Here is a 23,033-nt window from a genome sequence, read left to right as displayed (position 1 = left end):
GGCGCGTAGTTCGCGGTTTTTTGGGCTGTATGCAAGATCAACCGCTCCAACTCGTGGGGCGCCCGCGCCCGGGGCCGCCGTATCGTACGCCCCCGCGGGGCCCCGCCCCGCCTCTGCCCACCAACGCCTGCCCTGGAACTGGCGGGATACAATACACCGCTCAAAAGCCTCGTTGGAAGCTCGCAAGAAGACATTATATCCCATGCGGACCCTCTATTTGCTTACGCTGCCGGCGCTGCTGCTTGGCTTGCCGGCCGCGGCTCAGCTCCGACTCGGCGTCAAAGCCGGCCTGAACCTCTCCGGGGCCGGAGCCGTCACCCCGGTCGGGCCGCACAACCTTGCCCGGCTCGCCGCCGGGGCCGTGGGGCGCTACCCGCTGGGCACCGGCAACGTGTGGAGCCTGCAGGCCGAGCTGCTGTACTCGGGCAAAGGCACCGAATCCGAAGGCCTCGGTGCGCCCGCCGTGCCCCTGTTCGTCCACCGCCTTTCCTTCTACGAGATGCCGCTGCTCGCCCGCGTCACCGTGCGCGGACTGGCGCTGGAAGCCGGGCCGCAGCTGAGCTACCTCTTTGGCTCGGAATACCGCACGGCCACCGACGTGCACTACGAGCGGCGGGGGCTGCGGCTGTTTCAGGTAGGGTACGCGGCCGGCCTCAGCGGCGACTTGCCGGATAACTTCTTTCTCTCCCTCCGATTGGCGCGGGACCTGACCTCTCGGCTTAAGCCGGCCGCTCGCAGCTACCCAGACCACCTCAATTACGCCTTTCAGCTGCAGCTGGGCTACCTGCTCCCGGCAAAGGCGGTGTAACGATTCGGGGCCCGTGCTTGTTAGGCGCCGCAGCGGTGGCCCATTGTAATGCTCCGCTCTATTTTCGCCTACCTTTGTAGCAGCATGAGAATTGGCATTTTCTTCGGTGGTCCGTCGCGCGAGCGGGAAATTTCCTTTGCCGGCGGCCGGACGGTTTACGATAACCTCGACAAGTCGCTGTTCCAGGCCGTACCGGTCTTCGTGGACAGCCACGGCAACTTCATCCTGCTCGATTGGCAGTACCTGTATAAAGGCACCATTCGGGACTTCTACCCGCCCGTGTCGGCCTTGCCGCCCTCGGAGCTGAAGCTGCAGGTGTACCTGGAAAGCCTCGGCGAGCTGAGCCGCGCCGAGCAGGACCGCATCATTGGGGAAGTGGGCCGCCGCCTGCGCCCCGACGAGCTGGCGGGCCTGATGGACTTCGCCTTCCTGGCTCTGCACGGGCCCGCGGGCGAAGACGGCGCCATTCAGGGCCTGCTCGAATGGTACGGCATTCCGTACTCCGGCTCCGGCATCCTGCCCTCGGCCTTCGGCATCGATAAGATTGCCCAGAAAACGCTGCTGCATGCGCTGAACCTGCCTTCGCCGGCCTTCCGCGTGCTGACGGCCGAAGAATTTGACGCCGCGCAGCCCGAAGCGCTGCTGGCCTACGTGCAGAAAGAGCTAGGCCTGCCGCTGGTGGTGAAAGCCCCGCGCCAGGGCTCCAGCATCGGCGTGAGCATCGTGCGCGACGCCGACGCGGACAAGTTTGTGGCCGCCGTGGAGCGCAGCCTGTTCCGCCGCACCGTCACCCGCGAGGATTGGCAGCGCCTCGGCCCGCAGGACCGCCTGGCCTGGGCCCAGCACCTCACGGATATCCGCGAAGGCATCGGCTTACCCGTCATTCTCGATTCCGATGACGACCAGATCATCTACCACCCCGAAGCCCTGCTGCGCGCCCTTGATGAGCGGCTGACCCTGCAGGACTCTGTGCGCCTCACGAACACGCAGGGCGAGCAGCAGGTATTGCTGGAGGCCTTCGTGCAGGGCCGCGAGTTTTCCTGCATCGTGGTAGAAGACGTGGACGGCTCGCCGCTGGCCCTGCCGCCCACGGAAATCGTGAAGGGCACGGAGGTATTCGACTATCGCTCAAAATACCTGCCCGGCATGGCCCGCAAAGTCACGCCCATCGAGCTGCCCGAGGCCGACATCCAGCGCATCCGCGAGCAGTGCGAGCAGCTGTTTCGCACCTTCGGCTTCCAGGTGTACGCCCGCCTCGACGGCTTCATCACCGACGCGGGCGAAATTTTTCTGAACGACCCGAACACCACCTCGGGCATGCTGCCGGCTTCGTTCTTCTTCCACCAAGCCGCCGAAATCGGGCTCAACCCCTCGCAGTTCCTTACCTACATCATTCGCACCTCGCTGGCCGCCCGGCGCCGCTCGGGCCTGCAGCCGGTGAAACTGGGCCGGCAGTTGCGCGCCCTCGACGCAGCCGTGGCCAGCCGCCAGCACGAGCAGAAGCCGCGCACCAAGGTGGCCGTCATCATGGGCGGGTACTCCTCGGAGCGCCACATTTCGGTGGAAAGCGGCCGAAACATCTTCGAGAAGCTCTCTTCCTCGGCCAAGTACGAGCCGTTGCCGGTATTCCTGACGGGCTCCTCCGACGACTACCAGCTCTACGTGCTGCCCGTCAACGTGATGCTCAAGGACAACGCCGACGACATCCGCGACAAGGTGCTGCACTACCAGGCCGGGCACGGCGCGCACCCCATCCTGGAGCGCATCCGCCAGGCTGCTACCAACATCACCCACACGTACGCGGCGCAGTCGGTAGCCACGCCCGAAAAGCTGAGCTTCGAGCAGCTGGCCCAGCGCGTCGACGAGGTGTTCATCGCCCTGCACGGCCGCCCCGGCGAAGACGGCGCCCTGCAGCAGCAGCTGGAGCGTGTGGGCCTGCCCTACAACGGCTCGGGCGCGGCGTCCAGCGCCATTACCATCAACAAGTTCGAGACGAACAAGCGCCTGCGCGAAGCGGGCCTGCGCGTGGCCGAGCACCGCATGGCCGCCCGCTTGGAGTGGGAAGCCAACGCGGAAAGCTTCTACCAGTCGCTGGAACGCCAGTTCCACTACCCCTTCATTGCCAAGCCAGCCGACGACGGCTGCTCCTCGGCGGTGAAAAAGATCAAGAACCGCGCGGAGCTGGAGGCCTTCTGCCGCCTGATGTTCCGCGACCAGGAAGACCTGCTCGAGGACGCGGCCCGCGTGCTGAGCCTGGGCTTCAAGGAAGAATTCCCCCGCAAGGACGCCTTCCTGGTGGAAACGCTCATCTCGCGCGACGGCGCCCGCCATTTCCTCGAAGTTACCGGCGGCCTGCTTACCCACCGCCGCGCCGATGGTGGTCGTGATATCGAAGTATTCGAGGCCTCGGAGGCCCTGGCGACGGGCGAGGTGCTGAGCCTGGAGGAGAAGTTTCTGGCCGGCGAAGGCCAGAACATTACCCCGGCCCGCTACGCGCAAGACGCGCAGGAGCGGCAGCGCATTTCGGATGAGGTGAAGGCCGAGCTGCAGCGCGTGGCCGAGGTGCTCAACATCGAAGGCTACGCCCGCATCGACGCCTTCGTGCGGGTGCGCGAGACGGGCGCGGTGGAGGTCATCATCATCGAGGTGAACTCGCTGCCCGGCATGACGCCCGCCACCTGCATCTTCCACCAGACAGCCCTAGCCGGCTACACGCCCTACGACTTTATCGACCGCATTCTGGAGTACGGCAAGACCAGGGTATAAGGGTAAGAAGGCAGGAGTTTAGGAGTTATCGTGCTGATAACTTGTAGCCTCTTATCCTAAAACAACTCTTACCCTCCTACCCCCATACCCCCTACCCTAAAAAACCTCATACCCTGCCGAATGGCTTTCCTTAAATCCGATACCTGGCTGGACCTCGTCAAGCACCTGCTGGTCATTGCCGCGGTGTCGCTGCTCCTGCTGTTCCTCTTTTTCTTCGTGTACCTGCCCGTCACCACCAACCACGGCGAAACCATCGTGGTGCCGAAGGTGACCGGCATGCAGATGGCCGACCTCGAGGACTACCTCGACGAGCGGGACCTGGCCTACTTCGTGGACGACAGCAGCTACTCGGCCAGCACCCGGCCGGGCACGGTGCTCACCCAGGAGCCCCGCCCGGGCGAGAAGGTGAAGGAAGGCCGCAAGATTTACATCTCGGTGGCCATGAAAAACCCGCCCGTCATTAAGATGCCCAAGCTGACGGAAGGCTCGGTGAAAAACGCCCAGATGATTCTGAACAGCTACGACCTGGTGGTGGGTAAAATAACGCTGGTGCCCGACCTGCAGCAAAATCAGGTACTCAAGCAGGAAGTCAACGGCAAGGAAATCAAGCCCGGCGACCCGATTACCAAGGGCACGCGCGTGGACCTGACCGTGGGCGACGGCCTGGGCAACCAGGAATTCCCGGTGCCGAACGTGGTGGGCATGCCCGCCGACGAGGCCACCACGCTGCTGGCCGGCCAGGGCCTGCAGATCGGTGAAACCTTCTACCAGGAGCCCGAAGAAGGCCAGACCGAAGGCACCGTGGTAAAGCAGCGGCCCGAGGCCGTAAACAACGCCACCATCCGCTCGGGCCAGCTGGTGGACCTGTGGGTGGCGGGCAAGGAGCCGCTGAAGCCCATTCAATAGCCTGCACAAATACCATAACAAGCCGCCCGGACCGCTCCGGGCGGCTTTTTTTGTGGGCACCGGCCAATGACCGTTTTTCGGAGCGGTAAAATCTTTTCCCGCGCCTGCTCGTTTGGGGTGCGTAACTTACCCGCTCATGAACTATCGGCTACGTCTACCTTTCATCGTTCTGGGCTGGCTGCTGACGGCAGGCCTCGCGCCCACGGCGCTGCTGGCCCAAAGCCAGGACATTCTGCTGCCGCTGCCCGCCGACCCCAGCCGGGCTCGGGCCGCCGCCACGCTCACCACCACGGCGCAACGCGGCACGGCCGCGACCCTCACGCTGCCTTTCTTCGAAGACTTTGCCGGCCAGCCCGAGGGCCCGCCGGCCCGGGCGCGCTGGAAAAGCGGCAGCACCCTCGTCAACGAACGGTTCTCGCAGACGCCGCCTTCCCGCGGCATGGCCACCTTCGACGGCCTCGATTCCCTAGGCCGCCCCTACGGGCTGTCCTCCGGCTTCGGCCCTACCGATGAGATGACCTCGCAGGCCATCGACCTGAGCGCGGTGCGCCCCGGCGACCGGACGTACCTGAGCTTTTTCTGGCAGGCCGGCAGCATTGTGGGCCCGCCCAACGACGAGCGGCCCAGCCGCCAGGTGCGCCTGGAGTTGGAGTTTCTGGACAATACCGGCGCGTGGAACCGGGTATGGTACCAAGCCAGCCAGGGCTTCCGCACCCGGTTTCGGCAGCGCTTTATTCCCGTCAACGAGGCCCGCTACCTGCACGCCAATTTTCGGTTCCGCTTCCGCAGCCGCGGCAACCTTTTCGGCACCCGCGACACCTGGAACATTGACTACCTGTTGCTCGACCGCAACCGCGACACCGTCAGCGTCTCCTACGCCGACTTGGTGCTCAGCGCTCCGCTGTCCTCGCTGCTGAAGCGCTACACGGCCATGCCCTCGTGGCAGTACAACGCCGCCCCCGACCCCACCCTGGAGCTGAACGACAGCGCCGCTACCACCATCAACAACCTCGATACGCTGGGCGTGCAGACGCCCTACACCTACCGCGGCATCGTGCGGGTGCTGCCTTCCGGCCCCGCCCGCCAGTTCGTTACCGGCTCGCCCTCCAGCCAGTCCGGCGACAAGCAGAAGTACGTGGGCGGCTCGCTGCGCACCACCCCGCTCAGCATTCCCACGTCGGCCACGCCTACCCGCGTAGAGCACAGCATCAACCTGACCTTGCTCGCGTCCAGCAACCCCGTTACGGCCCCGAACGACACGGTGCGCCGCGTGACGGAGTTCGGTAACTACTTTGCCTACGACGACGGCTCAGCTGAAGGCACCACCATCCTGCGCCAGGGCAGTAACCTGCCGACGGCCCGCGCACTGCGCTTCGACCTTAACCGCCCCGATCAGGTGCTGAAGCTCCGCTACTACTACGCAGGCGCCACGGCCGGCGGGGGCGCGACGGTGCCGCCCACCGCGGCCGTGACCTTCAGCGTGTGGGACGTAGCGCCCAATGGAGAGCCGGCCGCAACGCCGAAAGCCACTTTCACCGAGAACCTCCCGACCACGGTAACGGCCCCGGGCTACCGGGAAGTGGCCTTCAGCCAGCCCGTGCCCGTGAGCGGCAGTTTTTTCGTGGGGTATTCGCAGCCGGCCGGCACGAGCCTGTTCATTCAATTTGGCGCTGACCTGAACAGCCGGCAGCCGCGCCGCACCTTCTACGACCGCGAAAACAACGCGTGGACGCCGCTCGACCCGCGCGTTCCGCTGGTGCCCATCATCCGGCCCGTCATGAGCGGCATCGTTACCAGTGCCCGCAACTCCGCTGCCAACGCAGCCTTGAAAGTGTACCCCAATCCCAGCACGGGCCTTGTGCGGGTACAGGGCCGCTACACGCAGGCCACTGCCCTCGATGCGCTGGGCCGCACGGTGTGGCAGCAACCCGCCGACCAGGCTGGCCACGCTGAGCTAGACCTGCGCCAGCTGCCCACGGGCCTGTACCTGCTGCGCCTCACCCTGCCTGATGGCGCCGTGAGCACGCAGCGCCTGATCCTGCGGCCCTGATGGTGGGTTGTAGCCCCTGATTTGTTTCCTTAGGGCCTCGGGAGCCGGCAGCGTGCCCGGCCTCGTTTTTTTCCGCCTATTTTCTGTTTTCATGAACGACATCACCCCCGCCGAGCTGAAAGAGCGTCAGCAGCAAAACCAGGTTCCCGTTATCATCGACGTGCGTGAGCCGTGGGAGCACGAAGAGACGCGCATTACCGGCAGCCAAAACATTCCCTTGGGCGAGTTGCCGGGCAAAATCGAGGACCTGGAAAACCTGAAGGACCAGGAAATCGTGGTGCACTGCAAAGGTGGCGGCCGCTCGGCCTCGGCCAAAGCCCTGCTGCAGCAGCACGGCTTTCAGAAAGTGCGTAACCTGCTCGGCGGCATCTCGGCCTACAACGCGAGCTAGGCTGCCAGCATAAACAACGGAAGCGTCCTGCCGCCACGAAGCGCGGCAGGACGCTTTATTGCTTTCTATAGACCCAGGCCAGCCGCCGCGAGCAGCGGGAGGCTCCTGCTTACACCACGGCCAGCAGCCCGCCGCCCGTGTAGCGCAGCTGCCCGGTATCCACCAGGTCCCGCAGCAGCTCCGTCAGGGCCTCGGCCTGGGCCGGCGCGAAGTCGGCCAGCAGCTCGCGCGGGGTGCGCGGCGCGGCGCGCAGTTGCTCCAGCACCTGCGTCCGCAGATCGGTGGCCACCACCGGCTTCTGCCGCTGACGCTTTTCGGCCAGGCAATGGTCGCAGATGCCGCAGGCGGCACTGTCCAGCTCGCCGAAGTACTCCAGCAGCAGCTGTTGCCGGCAGCGCCGCGCGCTGGCGTAGCGAATGACGGCTTCGGTTTTCTGCAAGTCCCGCTCGCGCGCGGTTTCCAGGCCTTTCACATCAAGCGGCAGGCGGCCCGCATCGAGGCGCGGCGTGGTGAACATGGCTTGCGGCGAATCGTGCCGTGGCTGGTACTGCACGATGCCGGACTTGTGCAGGAACTCCAGCGTTTTGCGCACGTCCACCGTGCTCCAGCGCAGCGTCTGGCTCAGCTGCCCTTCCGAAATGCTCTGAAACCCGGTGAACACCTCGCCGCCGTACAGCCGCAGAATGGCTTTGATGAGCTGATCGTGGCGCACGTTGGCTACCTGAAAGCGGTACAGGTCGCGGGTATCCAGAGGAATGAACACCTTGGCGGGGCTGAACACGGCTTCGTTGAGCTGCACCAGCCCGGCTTTCTCCAACGTCCGCATGGCGTTGTGCACGTCCAGCGGCTTGAGGCGGTAGGTGCTGGCAAACGCGCCCAGATCGAAGTCGAACGCCACCAGCTCGCCGCCGCCCACGGCCGTCCCGGAGTAGTTGGCCAGCGCCTGGTACACCCGCTTCACCACGTCTAGGGGCGGGTGCGCCAGCTGCACGCGGCGGCGCATTTCATCGGCGTCGTTGGGGGCCCAGAGCAGCACGGCAAAGGCGTACAGCTCATCGCGGCCGGCGCGGCCGGCTTCTTGGTAGTACGCTTCCAATGAGTCGGGCGCGTCCAGGTGCACCACGCAGCGCACGTCAGGCTTGTCGATGCCCATGCCGAACGCGTTCGTGGCCACCACGATGCGCGTTTTGTCTTGGGTCCACTCCTGCTGCACCCGGCTGCGCTGGTCGGCGGGCAGGCCGGCGTGGTAGGCCGCCGCGCTCAGGCCGTGCTGCTGCAGCCAGGCCGCCGCCATTTCGGTTTGCTTTCGGGTGCGGGCGTACACCACCGCCGTCTTGCCGGGCCCCACGCCCTTGAGTACCTGCAGCAGGCGCTGCAGCTTGTCTTCGGTTTCGAGCACCGAGTACGAAAGGTTGGGCCGCTGAAAGCTGCGCTGAAACGTCTGCCCCGTCGGCCCGAACTGCAGCCGGTCCCGGATGTCGCGGCGTACCTCGTCGGTGGCGGTGGCGGTGAGGGCCAGCACCGGCACGCCCGGCAGCAACTCGCGCAGGGCGCTGATCTGCAGGTACGGCGGCCGGAAGTCGTAGCCCCACTGCGAGAGGCAGTGCGCCTCGTCAACGGCAATCAGCTGCACCTTCATCTTGCCCACGCGGGCCCGGAACATGTCCGTCAGCAGCCGCTCCGGCGAGACGTAAAGGAACTTCACCGGCCCGTACACGCAGTTGTCCAGGGTCTGGTCGATGTCGCGGTGGCTCATGCCCGCGTACACGGCCTCCGCCTTGATGCCGCGCTTGCGTAGGTTTTCCACCTGGTCCTTCATCAAGGCAATCAGCGGCGAGATGACCAGGCACAATCCTTCGCGGGCCAGCGTGGGCACCTGGAAACATACGCTCTTGCCGCCGCCGGTGGGCAGCAACGCCAGCGTATCGTGGCCGGCCAGCACCGCCCGGATTATCTCCTCCTGCCCCGACCGGAAGGCGCGGTGGCCCCAATGCTCGCGGAGCACGGAAAGAATATCGTCGGTCGGTAGCGGCACGGCGGATGAGGATTAGCGGACCGCAAAGGTAAAAACGAAACCGGCTGTCCTGACGCGTCAGATGCCCCGTCGGTCGAAACGTGGCCGCCCGCCACAACGAAAAAGCCCGGCTCCTTGCGAAGCCGGGCTTTCCAATCTATCGATACAACACTAAAAGCTTAGGCGGCTACTTGGCCGTTTTCGCGGTCGTCAATGGTTTTCTTGAGGTTGGCAATGGCCTGCGTGGCGCGTTCCTGGTCCAGCTTGTTGATGTTGAGCAACATCTTGGTCTTTTCCTGACGCGTCACCACTGGGTGGTTCAGCAGGCGAATGATTTCCTCTTTCTGCTGTGCCGTGGCGTAGGCCGGGTTGTTGGCAGCCGGGGCCAAGGGCTCGGCTACTGCCGGAACAGGCTGCTCCGTTTTCACGGCTTTCATGGGCGTAGGCTCGGCGGCTGCGGGCTGCTTAGCTTCCGGCATGTTGCCGCCGTACTCCATTTCCTCGGCAGGCGTGGGCTCGTAACCGGCCGCGCGGATGATCCAGGCCAGGATGTTGCGGTAAGCCTTGCCAATAGCGCGCGTCTGCGCCATGGAAGCAATGGCAAACTCCTGGTAGAATTTCTTGCCCTGCTCCTTGTTCGAGCAGATGGCAAAACCGGCGCCGACGGTGTGCTGGCTGCGCATGTCAAACAGCGTCACCTTGGCCTGGTATTTAATCTCGGAGTCGGAACTCATGTTGATGACGTGGTCGACGATGGGCACGATGCCCAAGCGCGAACCGGCGTATTGCCAGCCTTCCACGTTCACAAACTCTTTACCCTGCACCGACGTGGTGAGCTTGTTTTCCTTGATGAAGTTCGCCAAGTCCTTGGCCAAGGTCAACGTCTCATCCGAACGCGAGATGTCATAGCTCTCGGGCTTCGGCTTACGAATCGGTGCTTGTGCTTTGGTGTTGTCTTTTTGTGCCTCAGTCATGGCTTCTTCTTTTTTCCCTGTAGTACGTTCTGTGTTACGTGAAGATAACGCATCAACCACAGCAAAGGTGCAAAACAATGCTACTTTTTTAGCAAATTTTCATGCTGATTACCAGCAACTTGCATTGAATATCTCGAAACATGAAAGCTAACACATTTAGCAAAACCCTTTCCTCTCCTCAAAAGTGCCCGACCATTGGTCAAAACGAGGTATCCTAATCAGGTGTAGCTGGGTCTTGTACGTAAAAAAAGCCGCCGCGTCTGAACGACGCGGCGGCTTGGTTTTGGGCACTGGCGGACGGGCCGCAGCACAGGTGGTTATTCAATGATGTGCCCGTCGCGCATGGTGATTTTGCGGTCGGCCATGGCCGCCAGCTGGTCGTTGTGGGTCACGATGACGAAGGTCTGGCCCAGCTCCTTGCGCAGCAGGAAGAAAATCTGGTGCAGCTCGGCGGCGTTCTTCGAGTCGAGGTTGCCCGAGGGCTCGTCGGCAAAGATGATTTCGGGGGAGTTGATCAGGGCCCGGGCCACCGACACGCGCTGCTGCTCCCCGCCCGACATTTCGCTGGGCTTGTGGTCGGCGCGGCGCTCCATGTTGAGCATGCCGAGCAGCTCGCGGGCCCGCACGCGGGTTTCTTTTTCGGAGCGGCCCGAGAGGTAAGCCGGCAGGCACACATTTTCCAGGGCCGTGAATTCCGGCAGCAGGTTGTGAAACTGAAACACGAACCCGATGTGCCGGTTGCGAAACCGGGCCAGCTCGGAGCGCTTCAGCGTGCTCACCGACTCGCCGTCGAACATGACCTCCCCGGTATCGGGCGTATCCAGCGTCCCCAGGATGTGCAGCAGCGTGCTTTTGCCCGCCCCCGAGGAGCCGACGATGGACACGATTTCGGACTTTTCGATGGTCAGGTCGATGCCCTTGAGCACTTCCAGCGAACCGTAGCGTTTGCGGATGTTAACGGCCTGCAGCAAACTGGCGGGGAGTTAGGAGAAGAGAAAACGGATACGGGCAAAGCTACGCAGAATGGGCCGATGGCGGTTGCCGCGTATCTTGGCCCGATGCGCAACCGGCGGCTTATACGCAACCTCGGCCTGAGCGGCTTGCTGCCGCTGGCTTTTCTGCTGCTCGCTTCGCGCTGCGAGGCCCCGGCGGGTGCCACGGCCCGTCTGCTGGTGTCGCCCACTGAGCGCGTGCGGGGCGTGAGCTGGGTGGCGGGCGATTCGACCACCGAAGCGGAAATTCTTGCCCTGAAGCGCAACCACGTCACGTGGATTTCGCAGACGCCCTTCGGCTGGCAGGCCGATTCGGCCTCGCCGCAGGTGGTGCTGCACACGGGCCGGCGGCGCGCGTACTGGGGCGAGGCCGATAGCGGGCTGGTGCACACGGCCCGGCTGGCGCGGCGGCACGGCATCCGCACCCTGCTGAAACCGCACCTCTGGCTACGCACCCGCGGCCAGTGGCCGGGCCAGATTCAGATGCGCTCAGCCGCCGACTGGCAGGCCTGGTTTGCCTCCTATTCCGCTTTTATCCTGCACTACGCCCGCCTGGCCGAGCAGCACCGCTTGGAAGCCCTGTGCATCGGTACCGAGCTGAAGCATGCCGCCGTGGGCCACGAGGCCGAGTGGCGGCGGCTGATCGGCGACATCCGGCAGGTGTACCGCGGCCAGCTGACCTACGCCGCCAACTGGCACGAGGAGTACGAGGGCATCCGCTTCTGGGACGCGCTGGACTTTATCGGCGTGCAGGCTTACTTTCCCCTGAGCACCCAGCCCCAGCCCGACACGGCTGCGCTGCGCCGGGCCTGGCAGCCGCACCTGCAGGCGCTGGTACGGGTGCAGCAGCGCTACCAAAAGCCCGTGCTCTTCACCGAAGCCGGCTACCGGGCCGTACCGACGGCCGCCGCCGCGCCCTGGGAGTGGCCCGACCCACGCAAGCCCCAGCCCGAAGACGACGCCACCCAGGCAGCCTGCTACGAGGCCTTATTCCGAGCCTGTTGGCGGCAGCCCTGGTTTGCGGGCCTCTTCATCTGGAAATGGTATCCGGGCATGCCGCCCGACGCCGCCGGACGCCGCCGCGCCGACTTTACGCCCCAGCACCGCCCGGCCGAGCAGGTGATGGCGCGTTGGTACGCGCAGTAGCATTGGCGAGGCTCCCGCCGGCGAGGTACCGGACTCGCCGTGCTCCCATCGGCGGGTAGAGCCGGCATTGGACGGCGCGGCTTGAAGCACTAGTAATCAAGCTGTAGTACCACGGCGCCCAAGCTTGGTTACCAATTCCGCCCGAGTTTGCCTACTTTCGCGGGCACATTTCCGGAACCCGAAAACCCACTCACGTTCGACGTATGAACATTCACGAATATCAGGGCAAGGACATCCTCAAGCGCTACGGCGTCCGCGTGCAGGAAGGCATCGTGGCCGAAACCGCCGAAGAAGCTGTGGAAGCGGCCAAAAAGCTCACCGAGCAGACCGGCACCAGCTGGCACGTGATCAAGGCCCAGATCCACGCGGGCGGCCGCGGCAAGGGGGGCGGCGTGAAGCTGGCCAAAAACCTTGACCAGGTGCGTGAAATTGCCGGCCAAATCATCGGCATGCAGCTGGTGACCAAGCAAACCGGCGCCGAAGGCCGCAAAGTGCACAAGGTGCTGGTGGCCCAGGACGTGTACTACCCCGGCGAGTCGGAAACCAAGGAATTCTACATGTCGGTGCTGCTCGACCGCGCCACTGGTAAGAACGTCATCATCTACACCACCGAGGGTGGCATGGACATCGAGGAGGTAGCCGAAGCGCACCCCGAGAAGATCCAGAAGGAGTACGTCGACCCGCGCGTGGGCTTCCGCCCCTTCCAGGCCGGCAAGATTGCCTTCAACCTCGGCCTCTCGGGTGAGGCGTACAAGGAGATGGTGAAGTTCGTGCAGGCCCTCTACAAGGCCTACGACGACACCGACTCGGCCATGTTCGAAATCAACCCGGTGCTCAAGACCTCGGACAACAAGATCCTGGCCGTGGACGCCAAGGTGACGCTGGACGAAAACGCGCTGTACCGCCACAAGGAATTCGCCGCCCTGCGCGACACGAACGAGGAAGACCCGCTGGAAGTGGAAGCCTCGGCCTCGAACCTGAACTACGTGAAGCTCGACGGCAACGTGGGCTGCATGGTGAATGGTGCCGGCCTGGCCATGGCGACCATGGACATCATCAAGCTCTCGGGCGGTGAGCCGGCCAACTTCCTCGACGTAGGGGGTGGAGCCAACGCGCAGACCGTGGAAGCCGGTTTCCGCATCATCCTGAAGGACCCGAACGTGAAGGCCATCCTGATCAACATCTTCGGGGGCATTGTGCGCTGCGACCGGGTAGCCAACGGCGTGGTGGAAGCCTACAAGAACATCGGCGACATCCGAGTGCCCATTATCGTACGTCTGCAAGGCACCAACGCCGAGGAAGGCGCCCGCATCATCGACGAGTCGGGCCTGAAGGTGTACTCGGCCGTGCTACTGAAGGACGCCGCCCAGAAAGTAAAGGAAGTGTTGGCCATGCAAGAGCAGCAGGCTTAAGCATTCATAAATAGGTATTTACCTATGCGTTTTGACGAGCCCTGCCGGTTCCCGGCGGGGCTTTTCATTGCATAATATTTTCGATAAAATCAATCACATATATTTTAAATCATATTGTACATTAGAGCAATTATATTTGTAGGCTGATTTTCTGCTCCCCCGTCCTTCTCACCTGCTTGTCAAGCTCTTGAGAGCATTGACCGCAGTGGAGTTGATTCATCAGCCGGAGTTTTGGCCGCTAACCCCCCAGGGCCTTTCTCCGTTTGCACATCCTCCACCCTCTGACACCACCGTTGCCATGCCTAAGGCGTTTACTGGACTGTTGATTTTGCTTGGCTTGGGACTGGGCCAGCCCGTGTTGGCCCAGTCTGGTCCTTCTACCCACGCTCCCCTGCCCTTCAGCACCGCCCCCAACGCGGCGGCGGCCTACTCCTTCCGTTACAGCCCCCCTGAAGACTTCTACTTGCAAACAATGCGTGACCGGTACGGCCTAGAAGCCATAGCCGCGAAGGAATCGACCACGCTGGGCAAAGTAAAAGCCTTAAGCCTATGGGTGCACAACCGGCTCACCCACGACGGGCGTATTCCCTCTACTAAGACGGACCCCATGGCCATCTTAGAGGACGCATTACGCGGCAAGTCGGTGCAGTGCATCGAGTACGGCCGCGTGATGGCCGCCGTGCTGACGGCTATGGGCATGCCCGCCCGCCCGCTCTTCCTGAAAGCCGCCGACGCTGACAAACGCGGCTCGGCTGGCGGCCACGTGCTGACGGAGGTGTGGCTGGAAGAGTACCAAAAGTGGGCACTGGTGGACAGCCAGTGGGATGTGCTGCCCGTGCTCAACGGTACGCCCATCAGTGCCGTGGAACTCCAGCACGCGCTGGCGCAGGACACGCCCGGCCTTACGGGCGAAACCTCTACCGGCGCCAAGGTTAAGTTCTACTACCGCTGGCTGCAGCCTTACCTGTTCTACTTCGACACGCCGCTGGACAATCGCTACGGCGTGAAAACGGCCGGCGGCAGCCTCATGCTGACGCCCCTCGGCGCCAAAAAACTCACCATCTTCCAGCGCACCACCAAGCTCATTGGCATGCGCTACACCAGTTCCACGGCCGTGTTCTACCCGAACCCGCTCGAAACCCACCAAGCCCAGCAGCCGCCCACCCTCGGGCAGTAGCCGCTCCCCATCCCAACGCAACAACACCCAGCATAGCAACGACAAGGCCCGACCGGAGCGCATCCGGTCGGGCCTTGTCGTTGCTATGCTGGTTTGCCGGACTACCCGTTCCGGGCCACGCCGGCATTTTCTTCAGCCTGCACTGGTACGGGCTGGCCTTTCACGCGCAGCTCAACTTCCATGTTGCCGCGGGTGCCTACCGAGTACGGGCAGATCTGGTGGGCCTGCCGCACCATCTCGATGGTTTTGGCTTCGTCAAATTTTTTCAGGTCCACATCGAGTACGGCGCTCAGTCCATACCCCTCGCCCTGCTGAAACAGCGAAACGGCACAATTCACGCTCGTTTCGGAATCAAGCCGGTCGCCGGCGCGCTGGGCAATGACGAGTAATGCCTGCTGAAAGCACGAGGCGTAGCCGGCTGCAAACAATTCTTCCGGATTGGTGGCGCCTCTTTTTCCGCCCAAGCCTTCGGGCACCGACATGTCCAGGTCGATAACGCCGGTGGTGGAGCGCACGTGGCCGCTGCGGCCGCCGATGGCCTGTGCTTCAGCGGTATACAAGGTTTTCTTTTCGGTACTCGCCATATTGGATGCGGTTAGGGTTTGGGTTGTGTGTTAGGCTAAACTCCTCGGCCGGGCCGAAGGTTGCAAGCGGAATTTTACAGAAAACGCCCTGTCGGTTTGGCCGCGCCGCATTTTTACCTACTTTTGCCGCCCACTACCGGTCGCGTAGTACAACGGATAGTATAGGAGTCTCCGAAGCTCTTGATCCAGGTTCGATTCCTGGCGCGACCACAAAGCGACACTAAAAAGGCCCTTAGCAGCATGCTAAGGGCCTTTTTATTTTTAAGGTGGCAGATTGGGTGGCAGATTACCTGACTGCGGCCTCTTCCCGGATGTCGGCGCGCTCCTGGAGTTTGTCTTCCAGCACCGGTATTTGGTCGTCTCCAACCACGGCGTACAGCCGGCTAGGAATATTTTGCACGGCCGTCGTAGTGCGGTTGATGGCTTCGACAAGCTGCGGCCCGTAGTTGTCGGTGCTGCGGCTGGGCGTACCAGGTGCCGCCCCGGCCAAGCCGCCGTCCTCGTAAAAGCCCGCCCCGCGGGAGCGAATCGGCGCCCCGCCCCGGTAGAGGCTGGTATCGAGCAGCTCGTCCACCAGCTCACGGTTGTTGGCGTAGGTCGCCCGGCTCAGGATCATGATCGGCTCGCCGCCTTCCATCTCCCCGATGTGCTGCCCGCTGGCGCCGTCGAAGAGCTGGATGCCGCCGCTGCCGTGGCGCGGCCCGTCGGGCACGCCGCCCCCGTACGCCACACGCCCGCCGCTGGCGTATTTGCGGGCGCTGCGCCACGCATCGCCGGCGCTGCGTGCTACGCCGCGCCAGGTACCCCCCAGCTGCCGGAGCACGCCCCCCTGCGCAAATTCCGGAATCGGGGTGGCAATGATTTTGGCAGTGCCGGCGGCGGCCAGGATGCCGGTGGCAATCTGCAGCGGGATGTTCGGGGCCGCCTTGATCACGCCCAGGATGCCGGCGATGATGGACTGCGCCACGTTGTTGGCCTTCTCCACCTCGGCGGCGCGGCGCTTGAGCTTACGGGCCTTCTCGTCGTAGTTCGTCTCGATGGCGTGCTTGCTGTTTTCGTAGCCCTCTTTGCTGAGCTTGCCGGCCTTGTACTCCTCGTCCAGTTTTTTGAGGCGCGCCTGCTTGTCGCGGTCCAGCTTGGCCAGCTCCTTGTCGGAGGACATTTTGCTGAAGTCGGCCAGCAGCTGGGCCGCTTGGCCGAAGCTCTGCACCGTGAACTCGGCCCGGCCCCGCTCCCGGTCCTGCTCGGCCTGGGAGTACTCCTGCTCGATGGCGGCCTTGTCGGCGTTGAATTGCCGGATCAGCGCCAGCCGCTCGTTGATGGTCAGCCGCTCGTTGGCCAGCTCGTCCTCCAGCTGCTGCTGCAAGATGCCGACGCGGGCGTTTTTCTCGGCCTGCGCGGCGGCAATGGCTTCGTTGCTCATGAAGTTGCGCCGGTCTTCCCGGTCGCGGGCCCGGGCCAGGCGGCGCAGGTTCAGGTCCGCGTCGATTTCCTCGATGCGCCGGGCTACTTCGGCTTCCTGATCGGCCCGCTCCAGCATCAGCGCTGCTAGGTCGAGCTCCAGCTTCTCGGCTACGAGGCGGCGCTTTTCGGCCGCGTTCTTATCCGAGTCGAGGATTTTGACTTCTTCCAGCTTGGCGGCCGTGCGCAGCTGCGCCTCGCGGCGCTGCCAGGCGTCTACGATGAGGTCGTTGCGCTTCTGCTCCAGCGCCAGCGACTCCTCGGCCTCTTTCTGCTGCGCGGCGCGGCGCACCTCGGCAATGTCCACCTGCAGCTGCTGCTCGATGAGCCGGCGCTGCTCGGCCTGTTGCGTGGCTGAGCCTTTCACCTGGGCTTGCTCCTTCTCGGCCGCGGCCGTGAGCTGCTGGATGCGGCGGGCGGTTTCGTCCTGCAGCAGCGCGGCCCGGCGCGCGGCAATCTGCTCCTGGGCTGCCAAGCGCTCCTGGGCCTCCTGCTGCTCGAAGTCGCGGTTGAGCTTGCTGATCTCCACCAGGGCCTTGCTCTGGATGATGGCCTTGTCGGCAGCGGACTTCTTTTCGCCGGCCAGGTCGATGTCGCGCGCCACGAGCACCAGCTGCTTCTTCAGCTCCAGCTCCCGCCGACTGCCCTCCTCGGCCTGGGCCAGCTGCCGCTCCAAATCGGCCTGCCGCAACTTGAGCCGCTCCACGTACGACTGCTGCTCCTGCTGGGCCTCCTCCTGCTGCCGCTTCTGCTGGCGCTTCTTCTTCTCCTGGTGCACGGCTTCTTCACGCTGCACCTGCTTGGCCTCTTCCTTGGCCTGCTGGTCCTGGTAGCCCTTGTGGTACGCCTCTGACATCTGCCCCCCGGCGCGCTGCAGCTGCGCCAGGCCGGCAGCCAGCCGGGCTTTGTCGAGGGTAAAGATGCCCAGCAGCAGGTTGGCCAGCCCGCCCAGGCTCTCCAGCGCCACGTTCTTGATGTTGCCGAACACCTCCCGGGCCACGTTGCTCAGCCCGGCTAGGACCATGCGCACCCGCTCGCTGCGGTCGTAGAGCGTGACCAGGCCACCCACCAGCAGCGCCACGGCCGCTATTACCAGCCCGATCGGGTTGGCGGTCATGGCCGCGTTGAGCAGCCACTGCGCGGCGGCGCTGGCGCGGGTGGCCACGGCCCGGCCCTTCTCGACGGCCAGCTGGGCCAGGGTGCTGGCGGTGGCGCGGATGTTGGCCGCGTTGAGCGTGACCAGGGCCACGGCCAGGCCCATCAGCAGCCCGCGGTTTTCACTGATGAACTGCGGGGCCGCCCGCAGCCCTTCCAGGAACAAGCCAAACAACTGCGTGCCCCGGATGTACACCGGCAGTAGCTGCTCCCCTAGCTCGCGCCGGTACTGCACCAGCTTCTTCTCGGCCTTTTCCAGCTCGCCGGCCGCGTTGTTGTTTTTCTTGGCGAATTCGTCGGTGAGGCTGCTGCCCTTCTGAAACTCCTTGGCGGCCAGCGCCTGCTTCTCGCGCACGAAGTCCGTCTGGGTAGCCAGCAGGCTCATGACCTTGGTGGCCTCCTGCGACTTGATGCCCAGGCGGTCGAGGGTGCTTACGATTTCCGTGTTGCTAGCGCCCTGCAGCGAGTCGGCCAGGCGCAGCAGTACCTCGTTCGGGTCGGTGTTGAGCATCTCGCGGAACTCGTCGTTGGTCACGCCGATCTGCGCGGCGAACTTGGCCGTGTCCTTCGAAGCGGTCAGCAGCACGTTCGTGACGCCGCCCGAGCTGATTTCCGCCGACAGCCCCAATTCCTGGAACGCCGCGCCCAGGCCCAGGGTCTGGGTAATCTGCGGGGCCAGGTCGCCCAGCTGCCCGATGCGCGAGGTGAACTCGGCAATGACCGGGCCGCTGGCCGCGCCCTCGGCGCCCAGGGCGTTGACGGCCGAACCGATTTTGGTGATGGATTCGGCCGGGCTCAGGTCGGCCGTCTGCTTGTAGAGCTTCTGCAGCCCGCCCAGGCTCTTGGTCACGTCCTCGACGCCGCCCGTAAACTCGTCGCCCAGCGCCACCACGGCCTGGTCCACGGACTGCGTGAAGGCCACGGCCTGGTCTTTGGCAATGCCCAGCTGGCCGGCCGCCACGGCGATGCCCTCCAAATTCTCCCCCGACGTGCGCGTATCGATGCCCTCCAGCTGCTCGCGCAGCGCCCGGGCCTCGGCCGTGGTTACGCCCAGGCTTTTCTCCATGTCGGAGAGGGAATCGGCGCCTTCCTTGGCCGCGTTGACGGATTCGCGGCCCAACTCCTTCAGCCCTTCCACGGCGGCCTCGATGCCGATGTGGATGCCCACCAGCGCGGCCGATTTCTTGGCGAAGTCGCCGAAGCCGTTGCCCGACTCGTCGAGCTGCCGGCCGGCTTTGCGGGCTTCCTCGGTCACGTCTTCCAGCCGTTTCTCGGCCAGCCCCAACTCCTTCGACTTGTTGACGAAGGCCTCGGTGCCCGGGGCCAGGTCGCCCAGCTCCTCCTTGAGCTGGCTGGCCAGGCCCTTCAGCTGGGTGAGCGTGAGGCCCACCAAGCCCACTTCGTCGCGCTTTTTCACGAAGTCGTCGAAGTCCTCGGTGCTCAGCTCCAGCTCCGCGCCCACGCCCTTGATGTCGTTGCGCACCTTCGTCAGCTGCGCGTCCACTTCCTGCAGCTCCTTGCTCTTGTTGATGAAGGCTTCGGTGCCGGGCGTCAGGTCGCGCAGCTCGCGGTTGAGCTGGCGCGTGAGCGTGTTGAGTTGGTTGTAGCTGAGCGCCGACAAGCCGAGTTCCTGGCGCAGCTCCTCGATGCGGCCGTTGACGTCGGCCAGCTGCTTGTTGGCGTCGATGTACTCCTGCGAGCTCTTTTTGAGGCCCTTCATGTCCTCCTTGAGCAGCTGCGCCTTGCGCGTGAGGTTGTCGAGTTCGGTTTTCGACTGCGAGCCGTCGATGTCGAGCTTGATTTGGACGTTATCCGTCCGAACGGATGCCATACCTAGAATTTGATGGCGCCGGCCACGTGCACGCCCGCCTGGGCGGCGTAGCGCGTGGTTACGGCGTCGATGAAACGGTTGAGGGAGCGGTAGAAGGTCTTGGCGTACCAGCCCTTGGGCTTGTGCTTGCCGGCGTCGCGCAGGCGGGCCCGCGAGAGGCCCCAGGCGATGCGGTTGATGGCCACGTCCTGGCTGAGCGGGAACTGGCCGGGCTTGTAGCCGGGCACGCGCTCGAAGCGGGCCAGGCCGCGTTTGCGCACGAAGGCCTCTATCTGCTCCACCGGCGCGCCCTTCGTGTAGTTGAGCCGCTTCATTTCCTTCATGCGGCCGTACTCGTTGAACGAGACGGCCATGTCGGCCACGAAGCGCTCCGAGGCGGCGGTGGTTTCGCCCTGCAGGGACTGCAGCAGGTCTTCGGTCAGCACCAGGCCCTTCGCCCGCAGCTGGTCGGCCAGCATTTCCAGCACCAGCTTCTTGTAGCCGGCCAGCTCCTCGTCGAGGATCTGCTGAAACGCGGGGGCGAAGGTGCTCATGCCTTCCAGCGGCGCAGCAGCGCGTACACGGTGCCGGCCACGCCGACCACTACGCCCAGCAGGAACACCAGCAGCCACGCCCACCAGGCGGGGCCGGCCTGCTCGGTGACGGCCGTGGCGGTGCTGCAGGCACCGGTGGCCGCCGCGCCGCCCTTCTGGCCCGCCTTGGTGTTGTCGGTGGCGCTGGCCGAGTCGCCCACGGCCACCGGGCCGCGGGCCTTGCGGTTGTCGGCCGTCACGTTGCCGTCGCCGCTGACGGCCGTGCTGCCGCCCTTCACCTTGGCCGGCGCGTTGTAGACCGTGATGTGCACCTGCCGCTTGTCCTTGCGCGCCGTGCTGGGGCCGAACAGCTGCGCCAGCGGGCGGCGCGGCACGTCGAGGTACCGGGTGCTGTCCGGGGCCGGCAGCAGGCCGCTGAGGGCTGCCAGCACCGAGTCGTTGAGGATGCTGGGGCTTTGGGTGTGCGGGCGGCGGCTGCCGGTGGTGACGCAGCTGCCGAGCACGAGGGCAACGAGGACGACGGCCAAGGCCGCCTGCAGGACTCTGAACAGAGCAAACATGGGGTAGGGATTGGAGTGAAACACCTCAATCAGCACCCGCGCCGGCCCGGCCGGTAGGACGTAACTATTCGTCCTGCTCCTGCTCGCGCCGGCGCTTGGCCTGCTTGGCCTGGTTGTAGAGAATCGTGTGCATCGAGGTGTAGCATGTGGCGTCGTAGTCGCCGTAGGTGCCTTCCTGGGCCAGCACGTGAATCAGCTCCATGACTTCGCTGCCGTCGGATACCACCGGCTGGCCGCGGCGCGCGCCCTGCTCCTGCCGCTTGTAGAGTTCCTGGTAGGCGCGGTGGATGAAGCGCTGCGCGCTCAGGAACTGCTGCAGCACCACGATTTTGACGGCCATGGGTGCGCCGGCCAGCTCCTTGGCGCGGGCCTCGGCCAGCTTGGGGTTGAACCGTTCCCGGCGCTGCCCATCCCAGTGCGGGTCCGTTTCGTCCAGGTCGGCCCGTTGCGGACGGCAGAGCGCGGCCACCAGGTCGTCGAGGCGCTGCGGCTGCGGGCGCTGCGGGTGGGCAAAGGCGGCGAAGTGCATCGAGGCCAGCGCGTACTCCAGGGCCACCGCGTCTTCCAGGCGCGGCAGCGGCAGCAGGTACGTGCGGCCGCGGTGCGGGAACGAGGTGAGGGCCGTGGCCACCAGCTCCTGCTCCCACACCCACTCCACCAGCTGCAGCAGGTCGCGCAGCTGCTCGGCGCCGAGCAGGCGCAGCAGCTTGCGGGGCACCGGGCACAGCAGCTGCAGCACGGCCAGGCGCACCCGGGCGCTGCGGCGGTCGGCGTACAGGTGCGGCACCACGGCCAGCAGCTGCGGCTCGGTCAGCTCGGGCCAGGCCTGCGGCACCGAGAACGGGCGCTCGTTAAGCCGGAACTGCTTCACTGGGGGCAACGGCTACGGGTTCGACCAGGGCCGGCGCTTCCCCTGGCTTGGCTTCGTCGGCCACGGCGCGGCGGCCGATTTTCAGCTCCAGCAGCGTGGCCACGTCGCGGTCCACGAGGCCCAGCTTGCCGAAGCTGATGATGAGGCGGCGCAGGTGGAACACCACGAACGGGGCCAGCGCCATCTGCGCCAGCCACACCAGCCCGACCTCGTGCTTGGCGAAGCCGTGCGCGAAGCCCAGGATGAAGGTGTAGGCCAGCAGCTGCAGCGCCAGGTGCAGCGGCCGAAACCGCTTCCGCTGCACCCGCGCCTGCACCACGCCATCGACGGCCACCAGCAGCAGGAGTAGGTAGTAGGTGTAGGCGGGCGACCAGATGTGCGCCTCGACGAATTGGGTGGCGTAAGCGCAGCCACCGGCCAGCAGGGCGCCGGCCAATTCCAGGAGTGAGAGCCTCGGTTTCATCGGACACGGAAGGATTTGCGGTCGGCGTTGCTGTGCTGCGTCACCGCCCAGGGCTCGGCGTCGGGGCGGCCACCGTCGACGTGGCGCTTCAGCCGCTCCAGGTATTGGGTGGCCACCTGATCGGCGGCGCTGGCCAGGCTGGCCACCACCTTCTCGGGCGCGGCCAGCCGCTGCCGGATGCCGTCGTTGTCCGAGAGCAGGCGGATGCCGCGGCCGGTCACGCTGATCGAGAGGAACGGCAGGGCCACGGCGTAGGCGCGGTGGGCCAGCGCCGGGCGCAGCTGCTCCAGGAGCTGCTTCTGCTCCGCCGAGAGCTGCCGGGCTGCCAGCGCGGCCTTGAGTTCATCGGTCAACTCGTCGCCCAGCAGCGGGCGGATTTCTAGGTCTTCTACTTGGCGCAGGTACGGCAGCAGGGCGCCGAACGTGCGCCGGCTTTCCTGAATGCCCACGAAGCGGCTCACCTCGTGCGCGTTCTGCAGCAGCAGCTCGCGGCTGGCCCGGGCCAGGTCCGAGTCGTTCCAGGTCGGGAAGTCGTCGGCCTTGAACTCCAGCCACACCAGGGCCGCGTCCAGCAGCCGGTCGCCGTTGTCGGCCGCCGCGTCCACGAAGTTGTTGTACACCCACTGGCGGGCGCCGGTGGCCTGGTCGGTGCGCTGCTCCATCATCCCCACGTCGCCGGCGCTGATGGCCAGGAACGGGGCCGCGTCGAGCACGATGTAGTGCGCGGCCGCGTCGCGCAGGCGCTTGCGGAGCGCGACCTGCACCGGGCTCAAGTCGGCCGTGGGCTGGCTCAGCTCGTCGATCAGCTCCTGGGTGACGTAGGGCGCCAAATGGGTGGTTTCGGCCTGCTCCACGTGCGAGAGGATGGTTTCCCAGCGCAGGTTCTGGTGCAGGGTGCTCAGGTGCTGTTTCAGCTCCTCGGTGGTGGTAAACAGCATG

At 65.0% G+C, this 23,033-nt stretch carries 19 protein-coding genes and 1 tRNA gene; 10 read left to right on the top strand and 10 right to left on the bottom strand.

Translation table 11 applies throughout. From position 1 onward, the window contains the following. The first annotated feature begins 202 nt into the window (after positions 1–202). The 5 genes from ACYVKQ_RS10435 (at position 203) to ACYVKQ_RS10415 (ending at position 6,921) form a co-directional block, all read left to right on the top strand. On the top strand, positions 203–808 hold the full coding sequence (locus ACYVKQ_RS10435) for a porin family protein (RefSeq protein ID WP_460578100.1): 606 nt from the start codon (positions 203–205) through the stop codon (positions 806–808). A gap of 84 nt (positions 809–892) precedes the next feature. After that, positions 893–3,574 carry a D-alanine--D-alanine ligase family protein gene (locus tag ACYVKQ_RS10430; protein WP_460578099.1) on the top strand — a complete coding sequence of 894 codons (2,682 nt, stop codon included), beginning with the start codon at positions 893–895 and terminating at the stop codon, positions 3,572–3,574. A gap of 120 nt (positions 3,575–3,694) precedes the next feature. Further along, positions 3,695–4,480 carry a PASTA domain-containing protein gene (locus ACYVKQ_RS10425; protein WP_460578098.1) on the top strand — a complete coding sequence of 262 codons (786 nt, stop codon included), beginning with the start codon at positions 3,695–3,697 and terminating at the stop codon, positions 4,478–4,480. A 136-nt stretch (positions 4,481–4,616) separates the two neighbouring features. Beyond that, entirely contained in the window at positions 4,617–6,530 is a 1,914-nt protein-coding gene (locus ACYVKQ_RS10420) for a T9SS type A sorting domain-containing protein (RefSeq protein WP_460578097.1), read from the top strand. Between the two features lie 91 nt (positions 6,531–6,621). Continuing rightward, complete coding sequence (locus tag ACYVKQ_RS10415; RefSeq protein ID WP_460578096.1) at positions 6,622–6,921, top strand: rhodanese-like domain-containing protein; 300 nt, start codon at positions 6,622–6,624, stop codon at positions 6,919–6,921. 109 nt (positions 6,922–7,030) lie between these two features. On the opposite strand, the gene ACYVKQ_RS10410 is transcribed toward ACYVKQ_RS10415, so the two are convergent. Then, positions 7,031–8,956, bottom strand: a complete 1,926-nt coding sequence (locus tag ACYVKQ_RS10410; protein ID WP_460578095.1) for a RecQ family ATP-dependent DNA helicase — start codon at positions 8,954–8,956, stop codon at positions 7,031–7,033. Positions 8,957–9,114: 158 nt separating this feature from the next. Then, complete coding sequence (locus ACYVKQ_RS10405; RefSeq protein ID WP_460578094.1) at positions 9,115–9,909, bottom strand: hypothetical protein; 795 nt, start codon at positions 9,907–9,909, stop codon at positions 9,115–9,117. Here ACYVKQ_RS10405 and ACYVKQ_RS10400 point away from each other — a divergent pair. Then, the gene (locus tag ACYVKQ_RS10400; protein ID WP_460578093.1) at positions 9,908–10,060 is read left to right on the top strand and encodes a hypothetical protein; all 153 of its coding nucleotides are present in this window, start codon (positions 9,908–9,910) and stop codon (positions 10,058–10,060) included. The genes ACYVKQ_RS10405 and ACYVKQ_RS10400 overlap by 2 nt on opposite strands. A 166-nt stretch (positions 10,061–10,226) precedes the next feature. Here ACYVKQ_RS10400 and ACYVKQ_RS10395 read toward each other — a convergent pair whose 3' ends face one another. Next, positions 10,227–10,880: an ABC transporter ATP-binding protein gene (locus ACYVKQ_RS10395; protein ID WP_460578092.1), complete on the bottom strand. Its 654-nt coding sequence runs from the start codon at positions 10,878–10,880 to the stop codon at positions 10,227–10,229. 87 nt (positions 10,881–10,967) lie between these two features. On the opposite strand from ACYVKQ_RS10395, the gene ACYVKQ_RS10390 reads away from it, so the two are divergent. The 3 genes from ACYVKQ_RS10390 (at position 10,968) to ACYVKQ_RS10380 (ending at position 14,636) form a co-directional block, all read left to right on the top strand. Then, positions 10,968–12,047, top strand: coding sequence for a glycoside hydrolase family 113 (locus tag ACYVKQ_RS10390; protein ID WP_460578091.1), 1,080 nt, complete (start codon positions 10,968–10,970; stop codon positions 12,045–12,047). Between the two features lie 203 nt (positions 12,048–12,250). Then, a complete protein-coding gene (sucC, locus tag ACYVKQ_RS10385) occupies positions 12,251–13,459 on the top strand; it encodes a succinate--CoA ligase subunit beta (protein WP_460578090.1) in 1,209 nt (402 codons plus the stop codon). Positions 13,460–13,757: 298 nt separating this feature from the next. Continuing rightward, positions 13,758–14,636, top strand: coding sequence for a transglutaminase-like domain-containing protein (locus ACYVKQ_RS10380; protein WP_460578089.1), 879 nt, complete (start codon positions 13,758–13,760; stop codon positions 14,634–14,636). Between the two features lie 101 nt (positions 14,637–14,737). Here the strand turns inward: ACYVKQ_RS10380 and ACYVKQ_RS10375 are convergent, their stop codons facing one another. Then, on the bottom strand, positions 14,738–15,220 hold the full coding sequence (locus tag ACYVKQ_RS10375; RefSeq protein ID WP_460578088.1) for an organic hydroperoxide resistance protein: 483 nt from the start codon (positions 15,218–15,220) through the stop codon (positions 14,738–14,740). Between the two features lie 138 nt (positions 15,221–15,358). Between ACYVKQ_RS10375 and ACYVKQ_RS10370 the strand changes: the two genes are divergently transcribed. Then, positions 15,359–15,430 (top strand) — tRNA-Arg (locus ACYVKQ_RS10370). A 76-nt stretch (positions 15,431–15,506) separates the two neighbouring features. Here the strand turns inward: ACYVKQ_RS10370 and ACYVKQ_RS10365 are convergent. The 6 genes from ACYVKQ_RS10365 to ACYVKQ_RS10340 all read right to left on the bottom strand — a co-directional run bounded on the left by ACYVKQ_RS10365 (position 15,507) and on the right by ACYVKQ_RS10340 (position 23,032). Beyond that, positions 15,507–19,667 (bottom strand): hypothetical protein, encoded by a 4,161-nt coding sequence (locus ACYVKQ_RS10365; RefSeq protein ID WP_460578087.1) that lies wholly within the window; start codon positions 19,665–19,667, stop codon positions 15,507–15,509. A 2-nt stretch (positions 19,668–19,669) separates the two neighbouring features. Next, positions 19,670–20,200: a hypothetical protein gene (locus tag ACYVKQ_RS10360; protein ID WP_460578086.1), complete on the bottom strand. Its 531-nt coding sequence runs from the start codon at positions 20,198–20,200 to the stop codon at positions 19,670–19,672. After that, a complete protein-coding gene (locus ACYVKQ_RS10355; protein WP_460578085.1) occupies positions 20,197–20,760 on the bottom strand; it encodes a hypothetical protein in 564 nt (187 codons plus the stop codon). The genes ACYVKQ_RS10360 and ACYVKQ_RS10355 overlap by 4 nt, the downstream gene beginning before the upstream one ends. A gap of 64 nt (positions 20,761–20,824) precedes the next feature. Beyond that, positions 20,825–21,631 carry a hypothetical protein gene (locus ACYVKQ_RS10350; RefSeq protein WP_460578084.1) on the bottom strand — a complete coding sequence of 269 codons (807 nt, stop codon included), beginning with the start codon at positions 21,629–21,631 and terminating at the stop codon, positions 20,825–20,827. Then, positions 21,612–22,094 carry a hypothetical protein gene (locus ACYVKQ_RS10345; RefSeq protein WP_460578083.1) on the bottom strand — a complete coding sequence of 161 codons (483 nt, stop codon included), beginning with the start codon at positions 22,092–22,094 and terminating at the stop codon, positions 21,612–21,614. The genes ACYVKQ_RS10350 and ACYVKQ_RS10345 overlap by 20 nt, the downstream gene beginning before the upstream one ends. Next, positions 22,091–23,032, bottom strand: coding sequence for a DUF6712 family protein (locus tag ACYVKQ_RS10340; RefSeq protein WP_460578082.1), 942 nt, complete (start codon positions 23,030–23,032; stop codon positions 22,091–22,093). The genes ACYVKQ_RS10345 and ACYVKQ_RS10340 overlap by 4 nt, the downstream gene beginning before the upstream one ends. Between the last annotated feature and the right edge of the window lies 1 nt (position 23,033).

This window comes from Hymenobacter coalescens, assembly GCF_054783195.1.
Note: the sequence above shows the minus strand (reverse complement) of the source record. Positions and strands in the feature narration are given on the sequence as shown.